The sequence below is a fragment of the Mycobacterium sp. ITM-2016-00318 genome (assembly GCF_002968285.2).
In the GTDB taxonomy this organism is placed as follows: domain Bacteria; phylum Actinomycetota; class Actinomycetes; order Mycobacteriales; family Mycobacteriaceae; genus Mycobacterium.
Window position 1 is genome coordinate 1,869,930 of the sequence record NZ_CP134400.1, and the last position, 20,467, is coordinate 1,890,396.

Sequence of the window (20,467 nt, forward strand, 5' to 3'; positions counted from 1 at the left end):
GTGGAGAAGTCGCGGTTGTCGGGGAGGTATTCACATGCGGTCTATATGAATACCCAGGCTTTGAGTATTGCTCTTACCAAGACCGTTATTCCAGCTAGCGAGGCGATCTTGTCCGGCAAATATTTACTCGATCGGCTATGTTGTTTGCGGAAATTGACGCGCGAAATAGCTAAGCTACTGTCGCATTGGTCAATAACCGCAGATAAACCAGGAGTGTCCGCTGTGTTCTGCGAACTCCTTCCCGAAACTGACGTCGATGCATTACGTTGCCGTAAATCAAGGCCATGTCTGGGCCCGGTTGACCCGATGACGCGGCAGCGAGCGCTCCCGGAGGACGGCGCCATCGCGCAGCGGGCCTTTCCGCCGCAGTCGGCCGCCCGAAGATCGCCGGAATGAGACCCTGAAGCAGTCCGGATGTGATGAACCCGACTAGGGAGGATTGAGGGGATGTCCACCCGAACGGATCTCGGCCGGCTCCTCCTTCGGTGTGCGGACCGCCCCGGATTGGTAGCCGCGGTGAGCAGCTTTCTGGCCAGGGCAGGCGCCAATATCGTTTCGCTCGACCAACATGCGACAGAACAGTCCGGCGGCACTTTCATGCAGAGGACGATTTTTCATCTGCCAGGTCTCACGGCAGCGCGCGACGGGCTGGAACGCGATTTCGCGCAGGACGTCGCCAGCCGGTTCGACATGGATTTCCGGCTGACGGAGGCGGCCAAGCCGAAACGTGTCGCGATCCTGGCTTCCAAAGAGGACCACTGCCTTCTCGATCTGCTATGGCGCAACCGGCGCGGGGAGCTGGACATGTCGGTGTCGATGGTGGTCTCCAACCACCCCGATCTTGCCGAACAGGTCCGGCCTTTCGGCGTGCCGTTCATTCACGTCCCGGCGACGAAAGACAACCGCGCGGACGCCGAGCAACGTCACCTGGACCTGCTGCGCGGCAACGCCGATCTGGTGGTGTTGGCACGCTACATGCAGATCCTCACGCACGACTTCTTGTCGAACGTTGGCTGCCCCCTGATCAACATCCACCACTCGTTTCTGCCCGCGTTCATCGGAGCGGCGCCGTACCGGCGGGCCAAGGAGCGGGGGGTGAAACTGGTGGGGGCGACCGCGCACTACGTCACCGAAGAACTCGACGACGGGCCGATCATCGAACAGGACGTGGTGCGCGTCGACCACCGGCATTCCGTCGAAGACCTGACCCGGCTCGGCGCGGATGTGGAGCGGGTGGTGCTTTCACGGGCGGTCCTGTGGCACTGCCAGGACCGCATCATCCGGTACGGCAACCAGACGGTCGTGTTCTAGTACCGCGTCGACCCCTGATCCACCGATATCTCCTGTGCGGTGACCAGTTTCGAGTCCTCGGAGGACAGCCAGGCTACCGCGGCTGCGATGTCCTCCGGCTGTGCCACCCAGCTCGGCAGAAACGGAGTCAGCATGTTCATCAGCGACTGGTTGCCGTGGGACTCGGCGGCCTTCGCGATCGCCGCGACCACCCCTCGGAACCCATCTCGGTGACCACGGGCCCCGGGTGGACGCTGTTCACCCGAATCGAATACTTCCCCAGCTCGGCGGCGAACGCCCGTGCCATGCCGGTGACGGCATGCTTGCTGGCGGTGTAGTGAATCATGAACGGCTGCAGCTTCACTCCGGCAGCGGAGCCGATGAGGACGATCGAACCACCCCGGCCGCCGTCGATGATGGTCTGAGCACCGGCCATCACCGTGTTCCACGTGCCGGTCACGTTGATGTCCATCACGTCGCGAAACGCCTCCGGCGTGATCGCATTCCACGCGGCTGGGGCGGAGATGCCGGCGTTGGCGACGATGACGTCGAGTCGGCCGAATTCGGCGACACCGGTGTTTACGGCTTTGCACATGCCGTCAAGGTCGCGGGTGTCGACGGCGGAGGTGACGATGCGACGCCCCGTGCCTTCGACGAGCCGGGCCGTCTCGTCCAGATCCTCCCGTGTCGCAGAGGGATACGGAGCACACGCCGGCAGTTTGTCCGCGAGATCGATCGCGATGATGTCGGCGCCGTCGGAAGCCAGCCGGACGGCGTGGGCGCGACCCTGACCCCTCGCGGCGCCGGTGATGAAGGCGACCTTGCCCTCCAGTCTGCCGGTCACGATTGTGCGCCCTTGACCAGATTGCCCCCGATGATGAGCCGCTGGATCTCGCTAGTGCCCTCGTAGAGCCGCAACAGCCGGACATCGCGGTAGATCCGCTCCACCGGGACGTCGCGCATATAGCCGCTGCCGCCGTGCACCTGAACCGCGAGATCGGCCACCTTTCCAGCCATTTCGGTGCAGAACAACTTCGCCGCCGACGGCGCGATCCTGCGGTCTTCACCGGTGAGCCACAGCCGCGCGGTGTCGCGGACGAGCGCGCGTCCGGCCAGCACGCCGGTCTGCTGGTCGGCGAGCATCGCCTGCACCAGCTGGAAGCTGCCGATCGGCTTCCCGCCCTGCGTGGCGGTGGCGGCGTAGCCGACCGATTCATCGAGCGCGCGCTGGGCGATGCCGACCGCCAGCGCGGCGATGTGAACGCGGCCGCGGGCGAGTGACGTCATCGCCGCCCGGTAGCCGATGTCCTCACTGCCGCCGATGAGTGCGCCCGCGGGGACCCTGACATCGGTGAAGGCGACGTCAGCAGTCCACGCACCCTCCTGGCCCATCTTGGCGTCCTTCACGCCGACCTGGACGCCTGGCGTGTCCGCGGGCACGAGAAAGACCGCGATGCCGGGTCCGTTGTCATCGGCCGGCCTGCTGCGCGCGAAGACGACAAAGAGGTCCGCGATCGGTGCGTTCGTGATGAAACGCTTGTCGCCGTTGATGATCCAGCCCGCGTCGTCATGTGAACCGTCACGAACCGCCTTCGTGCGCAGACCCGACGGATTCGATCCGGCGCCGGGCTCGGTCAATGCGAACGACGCCACTTCGCCGGTGGCCAACCGCTCGAGCCAGTCGGCCTTTTGCTGCTCGGTACCGAATCCCACGAGCACCTGACCGGCGATGCCGTTGTTGGTGCCGAACATCGACCGCAGCGCGAGCGATGTGTACCCGAGCTCCATCGCCAGCTCGACATCCTGGGCCAGGTTGAGGCCGAGGCCGCCCCACTCCTGCGGAATCGCGTAGCCGAACAGGCCCATTTTGGCGGCCTGCTCACGAAGGTCGTCGGGGACCCGGTCGCCTGCGAGGATTTCCTGCTCGCGCGGCACTACTGCGCTACGGACGAAGTGGCGGGTCTGGGCCAGGATCTCCTGGAAGTCCTCATCGCTGACTTGGGCGGTGGCGGTCATGAGGCGGAATCATATATGAAATATGATGTCGCCAATTAACCGAGGATGGGTGATCAGGTGTCATTGCTGACAGATCAGACGGCGGTCGTCACCGGCGGTGCGCAGGGCTTGGGATATGCGATCGCCGAGCGCTTCGTCGCCGAAGGCGCACAGGTGGTGCTCGGCGACCTCGACCTCGCCGCGACGGAGGCCGCAGCCGAACGCCTCGGCAACGACGCCACGCTGGCGGTGCGGTGCGACGTCACGAAGGCCGACGAGGTCGACGCGCTTGTCGCCGCGGCGGTCGAACACTTCGGCGGACTCGACATCATGGTGAACAACGCGGGCATCACCCGTGACGCGACGCTGCGCAAGATGACCGAGCAGCAGTTCGACGAAGTGATCGCCGTGCACCTGAAGGGCACGTGGAACGGCACCAAGGCGGCCGCCGCGATCATGCGTGAGAACCAGCGCGGAGCAATCGTGAACATGTCCTCGATCTCCGGCAAGGTCGGCCTGGTCGGCCAGACGAACTACTCGGCAGCCAAGGCGGGCATCGTCGGCATGACCAAGGCCGCCGCGAAGGAACTCGCCCATCTCGGGGTGCGGGTGAACGCAATCCAACCCGGCCTGATCCGGTCAGCGATGACAGAGGCCATGCCGCCACACATTTGGGACCAGAAGCTGGCGGAGGTGCCGATGGGCCGGGCAGGCGAACCCGCCGAGGTGGCGAAGGTGGCCCTGTTCCTGGCCAGCGATCTGTCGTCGTACATGACCGGCACCGTTCTCGAGGTCACCGGTGGGAGGCATATCTGATGCGCGCACGCGAGGTGGTGATCTGCGAACCGGTGCGCACACCGATCGGTCGCTACGGCGGCATGTTCGCGTCGCTGACCGCCGTCGACCTCGGGGTGACGGCACTCAAGGGACTGCTCGCGCGAACCGGAGTCCCACCCGAGGCGGTGCAGGACGTGATCCTCGGCCACTGCTACCCGAACAGCGAGGCGCCGGCCATCGGCCGCGTGGTCGCCCTGGACGCAGGCCTGCCCGTCACCGTGCCCGGTATGCAGGTCGACCGCCGCTGCGGATCGGGCCTACAGGCCGTGATCCAGGCGTGCCTTCAGGTGAGCAGCGGCGACAACGACCTCGTCATCGCAGGCGGCGCGGAGAGCATGACCAACGTCGCCTTCTACTCCACCGATATGCGTTGGGGCGGGGGCCGAACCGGCGTCACGGTGCACGACGCGCTCGCGCGTGGCCGCACGACCGCGGGCGGACAGCACTATCCGGTCCCCGGCGGCATGTTGGAAACCGCCGAGAATCTGCGCCGCCAGTACGGCATCTCACGGCAGGAGCAGGACGAACTCGCGGTTGCCTCGCATCAGCGAGCCGTCACCGCGCAGAAGGACGGCATCCTCGCCGAGGAGATCATTCCCGTATCAGTACGCACACGGCAGGGTGAGCAGATCATCGACACCGACGAGCATCCCCGTGCCGACACCTCCGTCGAGTCGCTGGCGATGTTGAAACCCGTTCTGGGAAAGAGCGATCCGGAGGCAACGGTCACTGCGGGCAATGCCAGCGGACAGAACGACGCCGCCTCCATGTGCATCGTGACGACGCCGGAGACGGCGGCCGAACTCGGTCTGGACCCGTTGGTCCGTCTCGTCTCGTGGGGTTCTGCCGGGGTGGCGCCGAACATCATGGGCATCGGTCCGGTTCCGTCGACCGAGGTCGCGCTCGGCAAGGCGGGTCTGCAGCTCAGCGACATCGACCTGATCGAGTTGAACGAGGCGTTCGCGGCGCAGGCACTGGCCGTGATGCGGGAGTGGGGTTTCTCCGACGCCGACCGTGAACGCACGAACGTGCACGGCTCCGGGATCTCGCTCGGCCACCCGGTCGGCGCGACCGGCGGCCGGATGCTCGCGACGCTGGCGAGGGAGCTGAACCGGCGCGAGGCGCGCTACGGCTTGGAAACGATGTGTATCGGCGGCGGGCAGGGCCTGGCGGCGGTGTTCGAGAGGGTTGGGGCATGAGCAGAATCGCGCAGACGCTCGGGCTGACGGAGTTTCAGACCGAGATCCTCGCCAACGTGCGGCGATTTGTCGACAAGGAGGTCATCCCCAACGCGCAGGAGCTCGAGCACGCCGATACCTATCCGCAGGACATCGTCGACCAGATGCGCGAAATGGGTCTGTTCGGCTTGATGATTCCCGAGGAGTACGGCGGGCTTGGCGAGTCGCTGCTGACCTACGCGCTCTGCGTCGAGGAACTCGCCCGCGGCTGGATGAGCGTTTCCGGCGTGATCAACACCCACTTCATCGTTGCCTACATGTTGCGCCAGCACGGCACCGACGAGCAGAAAAAGCGCTTCCTGCCGCGGATGGCCACCGGTGAGACGCGGGGCGCGTTCTCGATGTCGGAACCTGAACTCGGTTCTGACGTGGCCGCGATACGCACGCGGGCCAAGCGCAACGACGATGGCACCTACACCATCGACGGCCAGAAGATGTGGCTCACCAACGGTGGAAGCTCCACCCTGGTGGCGGTATTGGTGCGCACGGACGAAGGTGCGGAGAAGCCACACCGCAATCTGACCGCCTTCCTCGTCGAGAAGCCGACCGGCTTCGGCGAGGTCGCACCCGGGCTGGTGATCCCCGGCAAGATCGACAAGCTCGGATACAAGGGCATCGACACCACCGAGATGATTTTCGACGGCTACGTCGCTAACGGCGACGACATCCTCGGCGAGTCACCGGGGCAGGGTTTCTTCCAGATGATGGACGGCATCGAGGTCGGCCGGGTGAACGTGTCGGCGAGGGCGTGCGGCGTCGGCATCCGCGCGTTCGAGCTCGCAGTCCGGTACGCGCAGCAGCGCCAGACCTTCGGCAAGCCGATCGCCGAGCATCAGGCGATCGCGTTCCAGCTGGCCGAGATGGCGACGAAAGTGGAAGCCGCGCACCTGATGATGGTGAACGCGGCCCGCCTCAAGGACTCCGGTGAACGCAACGATGTCGCGGCGGGGATGGCCAAGTACCTGGCAAGCGAGTTCTGCTCCGAGGTCACCCAGCAGAGCTTCCGCATTCACGGCGGCTACGGCTACTCCAAGGAGTACGAGATCGAACGGCTGATGCGCGATGCCCCGTTCCTGTTGATCGGCGAGGGCACCAGCGAGATCCAGAAGAACATCATCAGCAAGCGACTGCTCGCCGACTATCGGATCTGACCGTGGCCGTTCCGGAGTTCGCCACCCGCCCACAGCTTTCCGAAGCGGTGGCACGGTTCGTGCGCAACCGGATCTTCGACGGTGCCTACGCGGCGGGCTCCTTCGTACGGCTCGACCAGTTGGCGGCGGAGCTGGGCATCAGCGTCACACCCGTTCGTGAGGCGCTCTTTCAGTTGCGCGCCGAGGGCCTGCTGGACCAGAAGCTGCACCGCGGGTTCGTGGTGCTGCCGGTGACCCGGCGCGATATCACCGACGTATCGGATGTGCAGGCGCACATCGGGGGAGAGCTGGCCGCGAGGGCGGCCGCGAACATCACCGACGAGCAGGTGTGTGAGCTCGAGTCGATCCAGTTGCAGCTGGAGGGCGCCTACGCCGGCGACGATCATGAGCGGGCGGTGCGGCTCAACCATGACTTCCATCGTGCGATCAACGTCGCCGCCGATTCGCCGAAGTTGGCTCAGCTGATGTCCCAAATAACCCGCTACGCGCCGGAATCGGTGTTCCCGACCGTCGAAGGGTGGCCGAAGCGGTCGATGCGCGACCACCGCAGGGTGGTCGCGGCGCTCGCCAAGCGTGATGCAGAGCAGGCGCGGGCCGCGATGTCAGAGCATCTCTCGGCGGGTGCGAAACCGTTGATCGATCACCTCGAGCAGCGGGGGGTTGTCACCTAACCCCGCGAGAAGACGCAAAAGTACCCGAAACCGTGGCGTTAGGGGTCCTTTTGCGTCTGCTCGCGCAGAGGAAGCGACCCTCAGCGGTCGGCCTCTGGTGACCGCGCCTGTTGAGTGGCCAGCATCTGTCTGAGCGCCGCGACGTCGACCTTTCCAGTTGCGCCGCGGGGTATCACGTCATCGGAGTCGACGAGCAGCCAGATCGTCGGTACTTTGAACGAGCTCAACAGCTTTCGCACCGACGTTCGAAGTCGATCGATGGGACCATCGCCGACCACCGCGGCGCCCACCTGCCCGGTCACATCGGTGACGAAGGCGTTTCGGACACCGTCGATGCTGCGGAGCGCATGCTCGACTTCGGTGGGATAGACGGTGGCACCGCTCACCTTGAACATGTCGTCGGTTCTGCCGTGGTAGAACATGAAGCCGTCCTCGTCGAGGTGGCCGAGATCGCCTGTGGGATACCAGCCATCGGCGGTGAACACCTCTTCACGGCTGCGGCGGCAGATGCCGCGCAGTGTGTTCGGTCCGCGGATCGCGATCATGCCGATCGTTTCAGCGGGCAGGGGTGAGCCGTCGTCGGTGTCGACGATGCGTACCTCGGTGCCGTCGAACGGCTTACCGCAGGATCCCCATGCCGATTTCGGCATATCGGTGTCGGCACGGTAGCCGCAGTAGGGCCCGAACGCCTCGGTCATGCCGAACAGCTTGGCCCGCGCGCCGGGCGCCGCCCGCCGGTCTGGTGGCAGCAGCGCCTCCAGACTGCCCGGTCGCAGTGCAGAGAGGTCGGCGCCGATCGACTCCGCCTGCCTGGCAAGCGCTTCGGCCTGATCCGGCCAACCGCGGAACAACGAGACCCGCTCGCGCTCCAGCAGGCGCAACGTGGTCTCGGGTCGGGGGATCTCCTCGGTGACCAGCGTCGCACCTGCGAGCAGCGCCGACAGGATGCCGCTGCCGAAACCGCCGACCCAGAAGAACGGCATCGGCAGGTACAGGCGCGTCTCGGCGTTGATGCACCTGGCCGCAAGGCCGGACTGGACGGCGCTCAGCGCATTGCCGTGCGAGTGGATGACGCCCTTCGGTGGTCCGCTGCTGCCCGAGGTGAACATGATGACCAACGTGTCTGCCGCCGTCACGGTCGCGCTGACGGCGTCGATGGAGTCGGTGACGGTGGCCTGCGGCAATTCGTCAGGTGTCGAAACAGCGCGCAGTGCAGGCAGATCCGTCGGTAATCGGCATGCTGTCCTCAGCTCGTCGATGTAGCGGTGACCGCGGAACTCGTCGACGGCAACCAGGTACTGCACAGAGGCGACCCGAAGCTGGGCGACCAGCTCGCGCGGTGCCAGCAGCGTGCTCAGCGGTACCAGCACGGCGCCGATGCGGCTGAGCGCCAGCGCTGTCTGCACCCAGCGGGCACCGTTGGGCATGATCAGTCCGACCCTGGTGCCCTTGGTGACGCCTGCTTCCAGGAACGAGGCCGCCACGGTGCGCGTCGAGGCGTCGAGTGCGGCGAAGGTCAGGCGGTCGGTCTGGTCGATGACCATCGGCTTGTCCGGGTGCTCGATGGCGCGGTGCCGGAGTAGTTCGTCGATCGTCGTCGGTGCCTCAGCCATCGAACATCGCCGCAAGCCTTTTCATATCGACCTTGCCGCTGGACAGTGCGGGAATCTGTGCGGGAGGAACCGCGACGATCCGCTTCGGGATCTTGTAGGCGGAGAGTTCTCGCTTCAGCGCGTTTTGCAGCGAGGCCTCGTCGATGGGGTCGTCGGTGGCGATCACCGCGACGACAGCCTCTCCGCGATCGGAGTCGGGTATCCCGAACGCGTACGCCGTCGCGCCGCCGCTGATCCGGACGAGCGCTTTCTCCACCTCAGCGGGTGCGACGTTGGCGCCCGCGGTCTTGATCATCGATCCGCGTCTACCTACGAAGTAATAGAAGCCGTCGGCGTCGACGCGCACGAGATCACCTGTGTCAAACCAGCCGTCGGCGTCGAAGCATTCCTCGCGGCTGCGCTTGTGGTAGCGCTGCATCACGTACGGCCCCCGGATGCACAGCTCGCCGTGCTCGTCGATCTGTGTCTCGAACCCCGGCGCGGGCTTGCCGAACGATCCTCGGCGGTGTTCGGGCTGGTCGGATTCGTCTCCGCTGATCAGCACGACACCGCCCGCCTCGGTCAGCCCCAGCATGTTGTGCCGTAGTTCGGGATCGCGGGGGCGCACCTCGGGTGCCATGACGGGATAGAGATTGCCGCGCCGCATCGACGACAGGTCACGCATCTCGAGGTGGGGATCGCGGGCCAGATGGGCGATGCCCGCGACGAATCCGTTCGTCATGGTCGGCCGTTGCGCCTCGAGGAGATCGAGTGTCCTGTATGCCTCGGTGGCGTTCGAGCACACCAGCGTCGATCCGGCTACCAGGGTGGCGAGCAGGCCGAAGGCGAGCCCGCCGATCCAGAAGAAGGGCGAGTTGCAGAACAGGATGTCGTGTGCGGTCAGGCCGCGAATGGTGTTCAGATTGCGCTGATGTTCGAGCAGCGCACCCTGGGTGTGCAGCACGCCCTTGGGGGCGGCGGTCGAACCCGACGTGTAGACGATCGCCAGCGGGTCGGATCCGTCGACGTCCGCCTCCAGCGCTGTCAGGAGCGTCTCGTCGATCCCCGGCGGCGGAAGCGTATCGAACAGCGCATGGCGTAGCAGCGGGGCAGACTCGCGGATATCAGACAGCCGCTGCGCGAAGTCGTTTCCGCGGTATGACGAGGTGGCGAGCAGAATCGTGACATCGCTGTGAACCAGTTGCTCCCGCAGCTCCGGGGCAGTTGCGAACGTGGTGAAGGGAACCACCACCGCCCCGATCCTGGCGATCGCCAACAACCCGACCACGAAGTCCGACCCGTTCGGGTGCAGCAGGCCGACGTGTGTGCCCTTGCCCGCACCGAGGGCGACCAGCCCTCGGGCGAGGTCGGTCGAGCGGCGCTGCGCCTCCGCATAGCTGAGCCGGTCGTCGTCGCAGACGAGCAGCGGATGGGAACCCCGCGCTTCTGCTTGCCGCCGCACAAGCCCGGCGATGGTCTCGGTTTCAGCGGGCACGGATGGCGCTCAGATCGGGCTTGCCGGACGGCGTGCGGGGGATCGTGTCCACGATCGTGATCTCGGTGGGAATCTCATAGCGCGCCAGCCGGTTCCTCAGGTACTCCGCCAGCTCGGCGGGTTTGGCTGAGGTGCCGTTCCTCAGCTCGACCACCGCGACCGGTGTCTCGCCGAGCCGTTCGTCGGGTCTGCCCACCACGGCGGCGCCCTGCACCGCGGGGTGGCTTTCCAGCGCCGCGCGCACCTCGTCGGGTATCACTTTGAAGCCGCCGCGGATGATGGCCTGATCGGCGCGCCCGAGGATCCACAGGAAACCGTCTTCGTCGATGCGCGCCAAGTCGGTCGTTCGGATCCACTCCGCCGACGGACCCAGCTGGCCCGGTTTGACCTCGAGCAGCCCGGGTTGATCGGGGCCAAGCGGGTTGCCGGCATCGTCGACCACCCGCAGCTGTGCGCCCGGGTTTGCGCGTCCGACGCTGCCCCGTTTGGCCTGCCAGTGCTTCTGGTGATCGGCCAGCGTCCAGCCGGCGACGCCGCCACCGAACTCCGTTGCAGCATAGGACGTCAGCACGGGGATCCCGAACTTCTCCTGAAAGGCATCGGCGTCGTCGGCTGACAACGGCGCGGTGCCCGAGGTGACGGCGCGGATGCTGTCGAGGTCTTCGCGTCGCAACGCGGAGTGCAACACCGTTCGCAGTGCGGCGGGCACAAGGGATACCGCCCTGGGGCGATGCCTGCGCACAGCGTCGACCCACGTGTCGAGGTCGAACCGGTCGAGCAGCGCGAACGGCCGTGCCTCAGCGACGCATTGCAGGACCCGGAACACGCCGCCGATGTGCACCAGCGGTGCGTTGACGATCGCGACGCCGGAGCGGACCTCTGCGGGCGCCTTCGAGCTGGCCGGCTTCGGGCCCAGCACGCTGTGCGCCAGCATGTCGTAGGTGAGGTCGATGCGTTTCGGCGGTCCGGTCGTTCCGCTGGTCAACATGCGCACCGCGACACCGGGGCGGACGGCGTCGTGGCCCCTGCCGGCCTCCATCTCCTGCGGCTCGGCGGCGAGCGTCGAGATCGAGACGACGGTCGACCCGGATCCGCTGCCCACCAACGTAAGAAGATCATCGGCGGCGCCGATCAACACCGGTAGGTCCAGCGCGGCGATGTCGGCCTTCGTGCGGTCGTCGCCGCGGGACGGGTTGATGACGACCACCGATCCGCCGGCCAGCAGCACGCCGAGGAGTGCGGCGATATGCGCCGGCCGGTTGCGCAGCAGCATGCCGACCTGGCCACGGCCGTCGACCACCGCTGCGATCCGTCGAGCGAGGGTCGCGAGGTCCCCGTAGCTGGACCAGTGACCGTCGTACTCGACGGCGGACGCGCCGGGCGCAAGGGCGAGCACGGCCGTGATTCGTTGGCTCAACGGGTGGCCGGTCATCACCGGATCCTCGGCTCGGCCTTCACCGGCCCGCCCTGCTGCGCGAGCTCGGCGGTGCCGATCGGGTTGCCGAGCCTGGTATAGATGAGGTTCTGCTCCATTGCCGCGCGGTACGGCTTGTCCAGCGACTCCCAGATCGCCTTCACGGTGCCCTGTGTCGCCGACGGCGGTTTGGTGGCGATCGTTGCCGCGATGGCGTGCGCGCGCCCCCACAGCCGGCTGCGCGCTACGACCTCGGTTACCAGCCCGATGCGCAACGCCGTGTCGGCGGCGACTCTCTCGTCGTTGCCCATCAACGCGATTCGCAGGGCTTCGGCAAGACCGATTCGTCGCATCATGCCGATCGGTTCGAGCGCGCATACCAGGCCTGCGGAAACGTGCGAGTCGAAGAACGTAGCGTCGTCCGAACAGATGACCACATCGGCTTCGTTGACGAAGTAGAAAGCACCGGCGGTGCAGATGCCGTTGACGGCGCAGACGACCGGCTTCCACATCTTTTGCCACTTGGGGCTGAGCGCCTCGCCGGGATCCTCGTGGTTCCAGACGTTGTCGGGTTGGCCGTAGGACGATTTCACGTCGAGGCCCGCGCTGAAGGCCCGATCACCCGCTGCGCGCAGCACCACTGCGTTGACCGACTCGTCGTGTTTCACGATCCGCCATGCGCGCGCCATCTCCTCGCACATCGTCCGGTTGAACGCGTTGAGTACGTCGGGCCGGTTCAATGTGATGGTCGCGACGCGATCGTCGGCGTCGACATCGAGAAGGATGGTCTCGAAGGCTTCGCTCATCGGCACTGCCAGTTCGGCGCGCGCTTTTCGACGAAGGCCCGCGGTCCTTCGAGGGAATCCTCGGTATGCAGATTGCGCTCCCTGAAGGCCTCCGCGAGGATCTCGCCGTCGTGCAGCGGCAGGTCGAGCGTTTTGTGGATGGCCAGCCGGGTGCCTCGAACCGCAAGTGGCGCATTGCTGTTCACCATGTCGGCGATCTCGTGTGCGCGTTCGAGCAGGCGCGCGTCCTCGACTACCTCGCTCACCATGCCCAGTTCGTACGCGCGCCGGGCGTCCATTCGCTCGTGCTTACCGGCGAGCGCCATCCGCAGCGCGACGTTTCGGGGCAGTACACGTGCCAGCCGCACCATCTCGCGTCCGGCGACCAGACCGATGCTGACGTGCGGATCGAAGAAGGTGGCCTTGTCGGACGCGATGACGATGTCACCGGTGGTGACCCAGTCGAGCCCGGCGCCACAGCAGATGCCGTTGATCGCCGCAAGCACCGGCTTGGCCATCCGGCGAAACGGCGGCGTGCCCTCCTGCGGCGCCTCCCACTGGTCGTAGGTCGACAGGTAGGCCTTCTCGTTGATGACCTTGCCGTCCTCGGGGATCTGCTTGGCGTCGGCACCCGTGCAGAACGCCCGCCCGGTTCCGGTGACGATGAGAAGCCAGACGTTGTCGTCGGTCTCTGCCTCGTCATAGGCGGCACGCAGTTCGCTGATCATGAACGGGCTGAGCGCGTTGAGGGCCTCCGGGCGATTCAGCGTGATGGTGGCCTTGTGCCCGTCGACGTCATAGTTGATGGTGTCGTACGCCTGCACGGCCATCGGTGGTCCCTTCGTCGCATGGTTGTCGGTCATCGGCCGTGGAACTCCGGCGTGCGCCGCTCGCGGAACGCCGAAAGGCCCTCTTTGAAATCTCCTGTCCGGCAGGAGAGTTCCAGGTTGAACAGCTCCTGGTTCATCGCCTGTGGGAGGGTGGCGTGCTGGCTGTAGTGAATCGCCTGTTTGGCCAGGCCGATCGCGACGGTCGGGCCCTCGACCAGCCGGCTGAGCAGCGTCCCGGCGGCGGCGTCGAGGACGGACGCATCGACGGCGTCGTGGATGAGGCCCCACTGCGCGGCGTCCGATGCCGTCACCTTCTCGCCGAGCAATAGCATGCGCTTGGCCCGCGCCAATCCCACGAGTCTCGGAAGCAGCCACGTGGAGCCGGAGTCAGGGCTGAAGCCTCGTGTCACGAACGGCTCCCAGAACACCGCGTCGCTGGAGGCCACCGTGAAGTCCGCGGCCAGCGCCACGTTGCAGCCGAGGCCGACCGCCCAGCCGCGCACCGTGCACACCACAGGCAGGTGAATGGTCCCGACGAGTTCGACGAGTCGATGCGACGTGTGGGGTATGCGGCGGACAAGATCACCGGTGCGCGGCCGCTTTCCGTCGGCGTTGCCGGCCACCCAGTCGGCGCCCGAGCAGAAGTCGTCGCCCTCGCCGCGAATGTGGATGGCGCGCAACGTGTCGTCGGCTGCCGCTTCGGTCAGCGCGCCGACGAGGGTGTCGACCATCGGATGGCTCAGTGAGTTACGTCGAGCCGGACGGTCGAGCGTGAGCCGGAGGATCGCGCCGTCCAGGTGCACACGGACCGCGCCGTCCGAGCCGACCTCTTGACTCACTGCCGGGTCCCTTCTCGAGCCTATACGGATACCCATACAGTAGGCTAAACCATTTCTATCCTGTACAAGATAGACAAGAAAGGCCTGCGATGGCAGACGCTGACACCCCTCGGTTCGGTGAGCAACCGCTTGCCCAGACCGTGGCCGTCGCCGGTGCACTGCGGCGGCTGGCGGGCCAACTGCTGTCGCTGGAGCAGCCGCACCCGGCGGTGGACGCCATGCTCGAGGCGCTCGGCAAATGGGAGAAGGAGCTGGCCGGCGCCGTCTCGCCCGACCCGGCCCCGCGGATCGGCAAGGGAGCGGACACCCAACGGGTCTACCTGTCCCACGCTTTCGACATCGGCGCGTTCAACCCGTGCTTTCCCACCTATGAGTTCGAGCGCATCGACGCCGAGACGGCGGAGGGCCGGGTCACTTTCCCGGTCGTTTACGAGGGCCCGCCTGGCCTGGTGCACGGGGGCTTCTTGGCTGTGTTCTTCGACTGCGTGATCCAGCACCAGAACTGTGCGACCGAGCTGTCGGGCAAGACCCGCTCACTGAACGTGAAGTTCCGCAGGCCCACGCCCATCCTCACCGAGCTGCACTTTTACATCGAGCGCGCACAGGTCGAGCGGGGCGTCACATCGACGGTGCGGTTGTCGCTCGGCGACGAGGTGTTGTGCATCGGGGAAGCCACGACGCTCGCTCTCTCCCCGGACAAGCTCACCGGATTCGACTTCGGCAAGCGACGGGCCTGATCTCGTGGAACTACGGGGGATTCGCCAACCGCGCGTCGCTGAGATCGTTGCTGCGCGGCTGCGCGACGAGATCCTCGCCGGCCGGCTCAAGGAGCTACCGTCCCAGGAGAGCCTATTGGGACAGTTCTCGGTGAGTCCGCCTGCGTTGCGCGAGGCGATCCACATCCTGGAAACCGACGGCCTGATCTCGGTGCGGCGCGGCAACGTCGGGGGTGCGGTGGTTCACCTACCCTCGGCGGCGCGCACCGCGCACATGATCAGCATGGTGCTGCAGACCCGCGACTCCACGCCCGCCGACGTCAGCGAGGCGCTGCTGCACCTGGAGCCGATCTGCGCGGGCATGTGTGCGTCCCGGGAGGACCGGATGGACGAGGTCGTCCCGTATCTGCAGGCCGAAATCGATCGTCAGGCAGAACAGTTCGACGACGTTTCGGCGTATGTGCCCAACGCTCGTCGGTTCCATGAAGCGCTGGTGTCGCGCTGCGGCAACGAACCGATGATCCTGTTGATCGGTTCGCTCGAGTTGATCTGGTCGGCGCACGAGTCCTCGGTGTGGAGCGACGACGACGTGAACCACAAGACCATGCGGGCCGCCTTACGCGACCATCAGAGGCTGCTGGACGCCATCCGCGACGGAAACGCGGCACGTGCGGTTCGACTGGCCCAGGACCACCTTGCCGCGGCCCGGCGCAACACGCTGGCCGCAGGGGCGGACAAAACCATTGAGGCGAAACTGATTTCGAGGAGCCACTGATGACTGCTTCCACCGACGAGCGCGTGCTTTTCGAACTCGAGCCAAACAAGCGGATCGCGACGATCACGTTCAACAACGCCAAACAGCGCAACTCCTACGACGCGGCCATGCGTGAGGCCTTCGCCCGGTGCCTGGATCACGTTGCCGAGGACGACGACATCACCGTTGTGCTGTTGCGCGGGGCCGACGGCGTGTTCAGCACCGGCGCGGATATGAACAACGCCTACGGCTGGTACGGGAAGGATGAACCCGAGCGCAAGAGCCGACCCAGCCAGCGCCGTCGGCTGACGGTGGATCGCAAGACATTCGGCTTCTATCACAACCTGATGGGCTTTCCGAAGGTCACGGTCGGCGAAATCAGCGGCTACGCGCTTGGCGGCGGCTTCGAGATGGCCCTGATGACCGATATCTCGGTCATCGGCCGCGACACGAAGATCGGGATGCCCGCCACCCGCTTCCTCGGGCCCGCGCTGGGCAGCCTGCACATGTTCTTTCATCGCCTCGGCCCGGTATTGGCCCGCCGGCTGCTGCTGACCGGCGACATCATCACCGCCGGTGCAATCGAGCACCTCGGCGTGTTCACCGATACGTGCGAGCCCGCGAAGGTGGCCGCCAGGGCGAGATACTGGGCGGAGAAGGCGGCGAAGATGCCGGCCGACGGCGTCGTCATCGCCAAGGAGGCATTCCGTCTCGTCGAACAGAGCCAGGCTTACCAGGGTGAGGAAGTGGCGAGTTACCTGTTTCACGCGTACGGGACGAACCTGCAGTTCGCGCCGGGTGAGTTCAACTTCGTCAAGACGCGGGCGGCGCACGGGACGAAGGAAGCGTTCCGCCTGCGTGACGAGCATTTTCACGTGCCTGAGCCGGAGTGAGGCCGGTCACGTACTGATGCAATACATTATCTGCTACTTTTGTAACGTCGTTAACGCCAAAAGCTGAGGTCAAACAAACATGGGCACACCTGTCATCGTCGCCGCCGCCAGGACGGCGATCGGCCGGTCCTTCAAGGGCACGCTGGTCAACACCCCGCCGGAAACCCTGATCACCACGGTGCTTCCCGAGGTCGTTCGCCGGTCCGGCGTCGACCCGGCCGCGTTCGACGACATCATCGTCGCCGAATCGCACTACGGCGGCGGCGATCTCGCCCGCTACGCCGCGACCGCAACGGGAATGGACAGCGTTCCGGGTCAGTCGGTGAACCGGCACTGCGCCGGCAGCCTGACGGCCATCGGCAATGCTGCCGCGCAGATCGGCTCGGGAATGGAGCGTGCGCTGGTCGCGGGCGGGGTGCAGTCACTGTCGATGACCCCGCTGACGAACTGGCGCATCCCCGGACCCGAGCTGAAGTTCGAGGAGCGCTGGATGCCGCCGACGCATGTCGAGACGCCCGATGCGCCTGCCAAGGACATGTCGATCACGGTCGGCTGGAACACCGCGCAGTCGGTCGGCATCACCCGCGAGGAGATGGACGCGTGGGCCGCGCGGTCGCATCAGCGCGCGATCGCCGCGATCGACGCGGGCAAGTTCCTCGACGAGATCATCCCGATGAAGATCCAGCAGTTCGACGGGTCCGTCGTCGACTTCAGCGTCGACGAGCATCCGCGCCGCGATACCACCGTCGAGAAGCTGGCCGGGCTCAAGGTCCTGCATCCCGAGATCGAGGGCTTCTCCATCACCGCGGGCAACAGCAGCGGAACGAACGACGCCGCGGCAGCGGTGGCACTGGTGGACAGCGACTATGCCGCCGCGGAGAAGCTGACGACGATGGCGACGGTCAGGGCCTGGGCCTCGGCCGGTGTCGCACCGCGTGACTGCGGGCTCGGTGCCGTGAAGGTGATCGGAAAGGTGCTCGACCGTGCCGGCCTCAAGCCGTCGGACGTCGCGCTGTGGGAGATCAACGAGGCGTTCGCCTCGGTGCCCATCGCGGCGTGCAGGGAATACGGCCTCGACGAGGAGCTGGTGAACTTCTCGGGAAGTGGTTGCAGCCTCGGTCATCCCATCGCCGCTTCGGGTGCACGGATGGTCACGACACTGGTCTACGAATTGCAGCGGCGCGGTGGAGGCATCGGCGTCGCCGCGATGTGCGCGGGCGGTGGCCAGGGCGGCGCTGTCGTCATCGAGGTGTAGCGATTTGGGCGCGCTGGGTCATCGTGAGCGTGACTGAGCGCGCCGAAATCACTTCTTCTTGGACGTCTCGATCAGCCGTTCGGCGCGGTCGAGGACGCACTCGAGGCCGTAGTCGAAGTTGAAATCGTCTGCGGCACCGATGCGGTGGCCCTCCCGACGGACCTGCGCCAGCAGCGGGGTGGTCTCGGGGTCGATGACCATCGTCTCCTCGAAATCGCCCGGCCTGCCGTCGTTGGCCCGGTTCTTGTCGTAGAGGCGTTGCAGCACAACGGATCCACGCACATGCACGGACACCGCCGAGTATGTGTCGAATGCGTCCTCGGGGGACAGGCCCGCCTCGACGAGGTTTTCGATGGCCTTCTCGACCGCGACGACTCCCAGCTTGGCCGCCCGTGGGCTCAGGGCCGACCGGATCAGGATCAGATCGGTCAGTATCGGGTTGCCCAGGAAAGCCTTTCGCATCGTTCGCGCGTGATTGCGCAGCGTCTCGCGCCAGTCCTTCGCCTCGACATACGGCGTCTCGAAGACATACTGCTTCAGTGCGCGGTCGGTCATCGCGTTGAGCAGGTCGTCCTTCTTGCGGAAGTACCAGTAGATGCTCGTCACGCCGACACCGAGATGCTTGCCCAAAAGCGGCATGCTCAGGTTGTCGATGCCCACGTCCTCGGCGAGCTCGAAGGCGCCCTTGATGATGTCGTCGGGATTGATCGACCCACGTTCGCGCCGCTGACGCTTTTCGGTGGTTGCCTGCTTGGCCACTGAAGGGCACCTCCGTCGAATCAATGGTCGAACCGAATGTACCCGCGAGGGGTAGCACGGTGTCGCCCTCCTACTGTAAGGCCTATAGTAAGCTTTTCCAGCAGATTCGGCTTGACCTGAGGGGTGGTGGCGCCGTGGATCTCGGGCTGGAAAACGCCACCGCGGTGATCGTCGGCGGCGGCCGCGGAATGGGACTGGCGACCGCGCGCTGCCTTGCCGACGACAATGCGCGCATCGCTATCGTCGGCCGAACCCGGTCGGTTCTCGACGAGGCGGCGCGGGAGCTGTCGAGCCGCGGCAGCCCCGATGCGCTTGGGTTGGTAGCCGATGTCACCGATGCCGAAGCGGCCCAACGCGTTTTCGACGAGGTCGGTCACAGGTGGGGAGGCGAGCTCAACATCCTCGTCAACGTGGCGGGTCCCGGTGCCGTCGGGACCTTCACCGATCTCGGCGACGATGACTGGCGGCGGGCCGTCGACGAAGGCGTGATGGGCATGGTGCACTGCGTCCGCTCCGCGCTTCCGCTGCTACGCAAGGCCGAGTGGGCCCGGATCGTGAACTTCTCCGCGCATTCGACGCAGCGCCAGAGCGTGATCCTGCCCGCCTACACGGCCGCAAAGGCGATGGTCACCAGCATTTCCAAGAACCTGTCACTGTCGCTGGCGCCCGACGAGATCATGGTGAACGTCGTGTCGCCGGGCAGCATCCTGTCCGAGTCGCTCGCAGGTTGGGCCGACTCCGTCGGAATCGACGGAAGCGATCCCTATGCCGTGATGGCCGGTATCGAAAAGCATTTCGGGCACCCCGCGCACCTGCCGCGCGCCGGTCTACCCGAGGAGATCGGCCCCGTCGTCGCGTTCCTCGTCTCTCGCGCCAACTCCTACATGACCGGCGCCAACATCAATGTCGACGGCGGAAGCGACTTCACCTAAGGAGGCGACATGGCGAATGCACGCGAAGCCAGGGACTGGGCGCGCACCTCGCTGCGCGGAATCGGCAACAGCCTCTACACGCCGTTTCGCGGCACCGATGGCGACGACATCGACTGGGACGCCTACCGCACCCTGGTGCGCTACTGCGTCGGCGAACTCGAACACCCCATGCTCTGGTGCACCAGCGGCATCGCGGAGTTCTGGGCACTGACCATCGCCGAGCGAAAGCAGTTGTTGGAGATAGCCATCGACGAAGGCCGCCGGGCGAATCCCGATGCCGTCGTGCAAGCCTGCACCGCCGCGACAGCCGCGAAGGACTGCCTGGAACTGACGCGGCACGCGCAGGAGGCCGGCGCCGACATCGCCTACATCCAGACGCCGATGATGGAGGCCCACGGCGGGGAAGGGGTGCTGAACTTCTTCCGCTACATCGCCGATCGCACCGACATCGCCCTCGGCATGTTCAACTCGCCGTCGTCGGGCTACGTGCTGACGCCGGCCGAGAGTGCACGGATCTATGCCGAGATCCCCGCCGTGTGCGCGACGAAGGAGGGCGCGTTCCGGCCGGCCAGCAGCCGGATGCTGCACGAACTCGCCCCCGACCTGACCATCTGGGAGTGCGACCTGACGGTGTATCGCGCGGGCTGGCTGCGCGCGGGCATCGTCGGTCCTGCCCAGTTGGGCACGGCCGGGTATCTGTACGAAACACCGCAGCAGCCCGTCATCTCCGAGTACTGGGAGCTGGTGTGGAACGACAATCTGGTGGAGGCGATGGACTACGCCGAGAAGTCCGGCCTGGACCGGTTCGGCATCGACATGGCGTCGTGGTTCACGTGTTATCCCGGTCGACCGGACTATTTCACGCACTGGGGCGGGGCGTTCAAGTACGCGGCATCGGTGCTCGGTCTACCCATCGGTGACTACCCGCACTCGCGCCCGCCCCAGGCGGTGTTCCCCGCCGAGGGCAGAGCGCAGATCGATGCTGCGTATCGCCGGTACGGGCTGCTCTCCTGCTGAGCCG

Annotated in this window: 19 protein-coding genes and 1 pseudogene; 11 read left to right on the forward strand and 9 right to left on the reverse strand. The window is 66.0% G+C overall.

The window, feature by feature from the left end:
- The first annotated feature begins 447 nt into the window (after positions 1 to 447).
- A complete protein-coding gene (gene purU / locus C6A82_RS09025; RefSeq protein ID WP_105343476.1) occupies positions 448 to 1,311 on the forward strand; it encodes a formyltetrahydrofolate deformylase in 864 nt (287 codons plus the stop codon).
- On the opposite strand, the pseudogene C6A82_RS09030 reads toward purU, so the two are convergent.
- Both C6A82_RS09030 and C6A82_RS09035 read right to left on the reverse strand, forming a co-directional pair.
- Positions 1,308 to 2,134, reverse strand: a pseudogene (locus C6A82_RS09030) (mycofactocin-coupled SDR family oxidoreductase). The gene purU and the pseudogene C6A82_RS09030 sit on opposite strands and share 4 nt — an antisense overlap.
- Complete coding sequence (locus C6A82_RS09035; protein ID WP_105343478.1) at positions 2,131 to 3,306, reverse strand: acyl-CoA dehydrogenase family protein; 1,176 nt, start codon at positions 3,304 to 3,306, stop codon at positions 2,131 to 2,133. The pseudogene C6A82_RS09030 and the gene C6A82_RS09035 overlap by 4 nt, the downstream one beginning before the upstream one ends.
- Before the next feature lie 45 nt (positions 3,307 to 3,351).
- Here C6A82_RS09035 and fabG point away from each other — a divergent pair, with 45 nt between their 5' ends.
- Genes fabG through C6A82_RS09055 form a run of 4 tightly spaced genes read left to right on the forward strand, consistent with a single transcriptional unit; the run spans position 3,352 to position 7,182 of the window.
- The gene (gene fabG, locus C6A82_RS09040) at positions 3,352 to 4,101 is read left to right on the forward strand and encodes a 3-oxoacyl-ACP reductase FabG (RefSeq protein ID WP_311101755.1); all 750 of its coding nucleotides are present in this window, start codon (positions 3,352 to 3,354) and stop codon (positions 4,099 to 4,101) included.
- The gene (locus tag C6A82_RS09045) at positions 4,101 to 5,321 is read left to right on the forward strand and encodes an acetyl-CoA C-acetyltransferase (RefSeq protein WP_199193632.1); all 1,221 of its coding nucleotides are present in this window, start codon (positions 4,101 to 4,103) and stop codon (positions 5,319 to 5,321) included. The genes fabG and C6A82_RS09045 overlap by 1 nt, the downstream gene beginning before the upstream one ends.
- A complete protein-coding gene (locus C6A82_RS09050; protein ID WP_105342711.1) occupies positions 5,318 to 6,511 on the forward strand; it encodes an acyl-CoA dehydrogenase family protein in 1,194 nt (397 codons plus the stop codon). The genes C6A82_RS09045 and C6A82_RS09050 overlap by 4 nt, the downstream gene beginning before the upstream one ends.
- A gap of 2 nt (positions 6,512 to 6,513) precedes the next feature.
- Entirely contained in the window at positions 6,514 to 7,182 is a 669-nt protein-coding gene (locus C6A82_RS09055; protein WP_105342709.1) for a GntR family transcriptional regulator, read from the forward strand.
- 80 nt (positions 7,183 to 7,262) lie between these two features.
- On the opposite strand, the gene C6A82_RS09060 is transcribed toward C6A82_RS09055, so the two are convergent.
- Genes C6A82_RS09060 through C6A82_RS09085 form a run of 6 tightly spaced genes read right to left on the reverse strand, consistent with a single transcriptional unit; the run spans position 7,263 to position 14,173 of the window.
- The gene (locus C6A82_RS09060; RefSeq protein ID WP_105342708.1) at positions 7,263 to 8,795 is read right to left on the reverse strand and encodes a class I adenylate-forming enzyme family protein; all 1,533 of its coding nucleotides are present in this window, start codon (positions 8,793 to 8,795) and stop codon (positions 7,263 to 7,265) included.
- Positions 8,788 to 10,269, reverse strand: a complete 1,482-nt coding sequence (locus C6A82_RS09065) for a class I adenylate-forming enzyme family protein (protein ID WP_105342706.1) — start codon at positions 10,267 to 10,269, stop codon at positions 8,788 to 8,790. The genes C6A82_RS09060 and C6A82_RS09065 overlap by 8 nt, the downstream gene beginning before the upstream one ends.
- Complete coding sequence (locus C6A82_RS09070) at positions 10,259 to 11,701, reverse strand: class I adenylate-forming enzyme family protein (protein WP_105342704.1); 1,443 nt, start codon at positions 11,699 to 11,701, stop codon at positions 10,259 to 10,261. Before C6A82_RS09070 ends, C6A82_RS09065 begins: the two co-directional genes overlap by 11 nt.
- Positions 11,701 to 12,489, reverse strand: coding sequence for an enoyl-CoA hydratase/isomerase family protein (locus tag C6A82_RS09075; protein WP_105342702.1), 789 nt, complete (start codon positions 12,487 to 12,489; stop codon positions 11,701 to 11,703). Before C6A82_RS09075 ends, C6A82_RS09070 begins: the two co-directional genes overlap by 1 nt.
- Positions 12,486 to 13,298, reverse strand: a complete 813-nt coding sequence (locus C6A82_RS09080; RefSeq protein WP_311101756.1) for an enoyl-CoA hydratase-related protein — start codon at positions 13,296 to 13,298, stop codon at positions 12,486 to 12,488. Before C6A82_RS09080 ends, C6A82_RS09075 begins: the two co-directional genes overlap by 4 nt.
- A 29-nt stretch (positions 13,299 to 13,327) precedes the next feature.
- Positions 13,328 to 14,173, reverse strand: coding sequence for an enoyl-CoA hydratase-related protein (locus C6A82_RS09085; protein ID WP_199193669.1), 846 nt, complete (start codon positions 14,171 to 14,173; stop codon positions 13,328 to 13,330).
- 53 nt (positions 14,174 to 14,226) lie between these two features.
- Between C6A82_RS09085 and C6A82_RS09090 the strand changes: the two genes are divergently transcribed.
- From C6A82_RS09090 to C6A82_RS09105, 4 genes are all read left to right on the forward strand, one after another.
- Positions 14,227 to 14,874: a PaaI family thioesterase gene (locus C6A82_RS09090; RefSeq protein WP_105343526.1), complete on the forward strand. Its 648-nt coding sequence runs from the start codon at positions 14,227 to 14,229 to the stop codon at positions 14,872 to 14,874.
- Between the two features lie 4 nt (positions 14,875 to 14,878).
- On the forward strand, positions 14,879 to 15,628 hold the full coding sequence (locus C6A82_RS09095) for a FadR/GntR family transcriptional regulator (protein WP_105343527.1): 750 nt from the start codon (positions 14,879 to 14,881) through the stop codon (positions 15,626 to 15,628).
- On the forward strand, positions 15,628 to 16,500 hold the full coding sequence (locus C6A82_RS09100) for an enoyl-CoA hydratase/isomerase family protein (RefSeq protein ID WP_105343529.1): 873 nt from the start codon (positions 15,628 to 15,630) through the stop codon (positions 16,498 to 16,500). Before C6A82_RS09095 ends, C6A82_RS09100 begins: the two co-directional genes overlap by 1 nt.
- A 79-nt stretch (positions 16,501 to 16,579) precedes the next feature.
- Positions 16,580 to 17,755: a thiolase family protein gene (locus tag C6A82_RS09105; protein ID WP_105343531.1), complete on the forward strand. Its 1,176-nt coding sequence runs from the start codon at positions 16,580 to 16,582 to the stop codon at positions 17,753 to 17,755.
- 48 nt (positions 17,756 to 17,803) lie between these two features.
- On the opposite strand, the gene C6A82_RS09110 is transcribed toward C6A82_RS09105, so the two are convergent.
- On the reverse strand, positions 17,804 to 18,514 hold the full coding sequence (locus tag C6A82_RS09110; protein ID WP_105343533.1) for a TetR/AcrR family transcriptional regulator: 711 nt from the start codon (positions 18,512 to 18,514) through the stop codon (positions 17,804 to 17,806).
- 134 nt (positions 18,515 to 18,648) lie between these two features.
- Here C6A82_RS09110 and C6A82_RS09115 point away from each other — a divergent pair, with 134 nt between their 5' ends.
- The gene (locus C6A82_RS09115; protein ID WP_105343534.1) at positions 18,649 to 19,446 is read left to right on the forward strand and encodes an SDR family NAD(P)-dependent oxidoreductase; all 798 of its coding nucleotides are present in this window, start codon (positions 18,649 to 18,651) and stop codon (positions 19,444 to 19,446) included.
- Positions 19,447 to 19,455: 9 nt separating this feature from the next.
- Positions 19,456 to 20,463 carry a dihydrodipicolinate synthase family protein gene (locus tag C6A82_RS09120; RefSeq protein ID WP_105343536.1) on the forward strand — a complete coding sequence of 336 codons (1,008 nt, stop codon included), beginning with the start codon at positions 19,456 to 19,458 and terminating at the stop codon, positions 20,461 to 20,463.
- Positions 20,464 to 20,467: the final 4 nt, after the last annotated feature.

What these genes read in the sequence shown, in the direction of transcription:
- purU (WP_105343476.1), top strand. Translation starts at nt 448, where the DNA reads ATGTCCACCCGAACGGATCTCGGCCGGCTCCTCCTTCGGTGTGCGGAC.
- C6A82_RS09035 (WP_105343478.1), bottom strand. Translation starts at nt 3,306, where the DNA reads ATGACCGCCACCGCCCAAGTCAGCGATGAGGACTTCCAGGAGATCCTG.
- fabG (WP_311101755.1), top strand. Translation starts at nt 3,352, where the DNA reads ATGGGTGATCAGGTGTCATTGCTGACAGATCAGACGGCGGTCGTCACC.
- C6A82_RS09045 (WP_199193632.1), top strand. Translation starts at nt 4,101, where the DNA reads ATGCGCGCACGCGAGGTGGTGATCTGCGAACCGGTGCGCACACCGATC.
- C6A82_RS09050 (WP_105342711.1), top strand. Translation starts at nt 5,318, where the DNA reads ATGAGCAGAATCGCGCAGACGCTCGGGCTGACGGAGTTTCAGACCGAG.
- C6A82_RS09060 (WP_105342708.1), bottom strand. Translation starts at nt 8,795, where the DNA reads ATGGCTGAGGCACCGACGACGATCGACGAACTACTCCGGCACCGCGCC.
- C6A82_RS09070 (WP_105342704.1), bottom strand. Translation starts at nt 11,701, where the DNA reads ATGACCGGCCACCCGTTGAGCCAACGAATCACGGCCGTGCTCGCCCTT.
- C6A82_RS09075 (WP_105342702.1), bottom strand. Translation starts at nt 12,489, where the DNA reads ATGAGCGAAGCCTTCGAGACCATCCTTCTCGATGTCGACGCCGACGAT.
- C6A82_RS09080 (WP_311101756.1), bottom strand. Translation starts at nt 13,298, where the DNA reads ATGGCCGTGCAGGCGTACGACACCATCAACTATGACGTCGACGGGCAC.
- C6A82_RS09085 (WP_199193669.1), bottom strand. Translation starts at nt 14,173, where the DNA reads ATGGGTATCCGTATAGGCTCGAGAAGGGACCCGGCAGTGAGTCAAGAG.
- C6A82_RS09090 (WP_105343526.1), top strand. Translation starts at nt 14,227, where the DNA reads ATGGCAGACGCTGACACCCCTCGGTTCGGTGAGCAACCGCTTGCCCAG.
- C6A82_RS09100 (WP_105343529.1), top strand. Translation starts at nt 15,628, where the DNA reads ATGACTGCTTCCACCGACGAGCGCGTGCTTTTCGAACTCGAGCCAAAC.
- C6A82_RS09105 (WP_105343531.1), top strand. Translation starts at nt 16,580, where the DNA reads ATGGGCACACCTGTCATCGTCGCCGCCGCCAGGACGGCGATCGGCCGG.
- C6A82_RS09120 (WP_105343536.1), top strand. Translation starts at nt 19,456, where the DNA reads ATGGCGAATGCACGCGAAGCCAGGGACTGGGCGCGCACCTCGCTGCGC.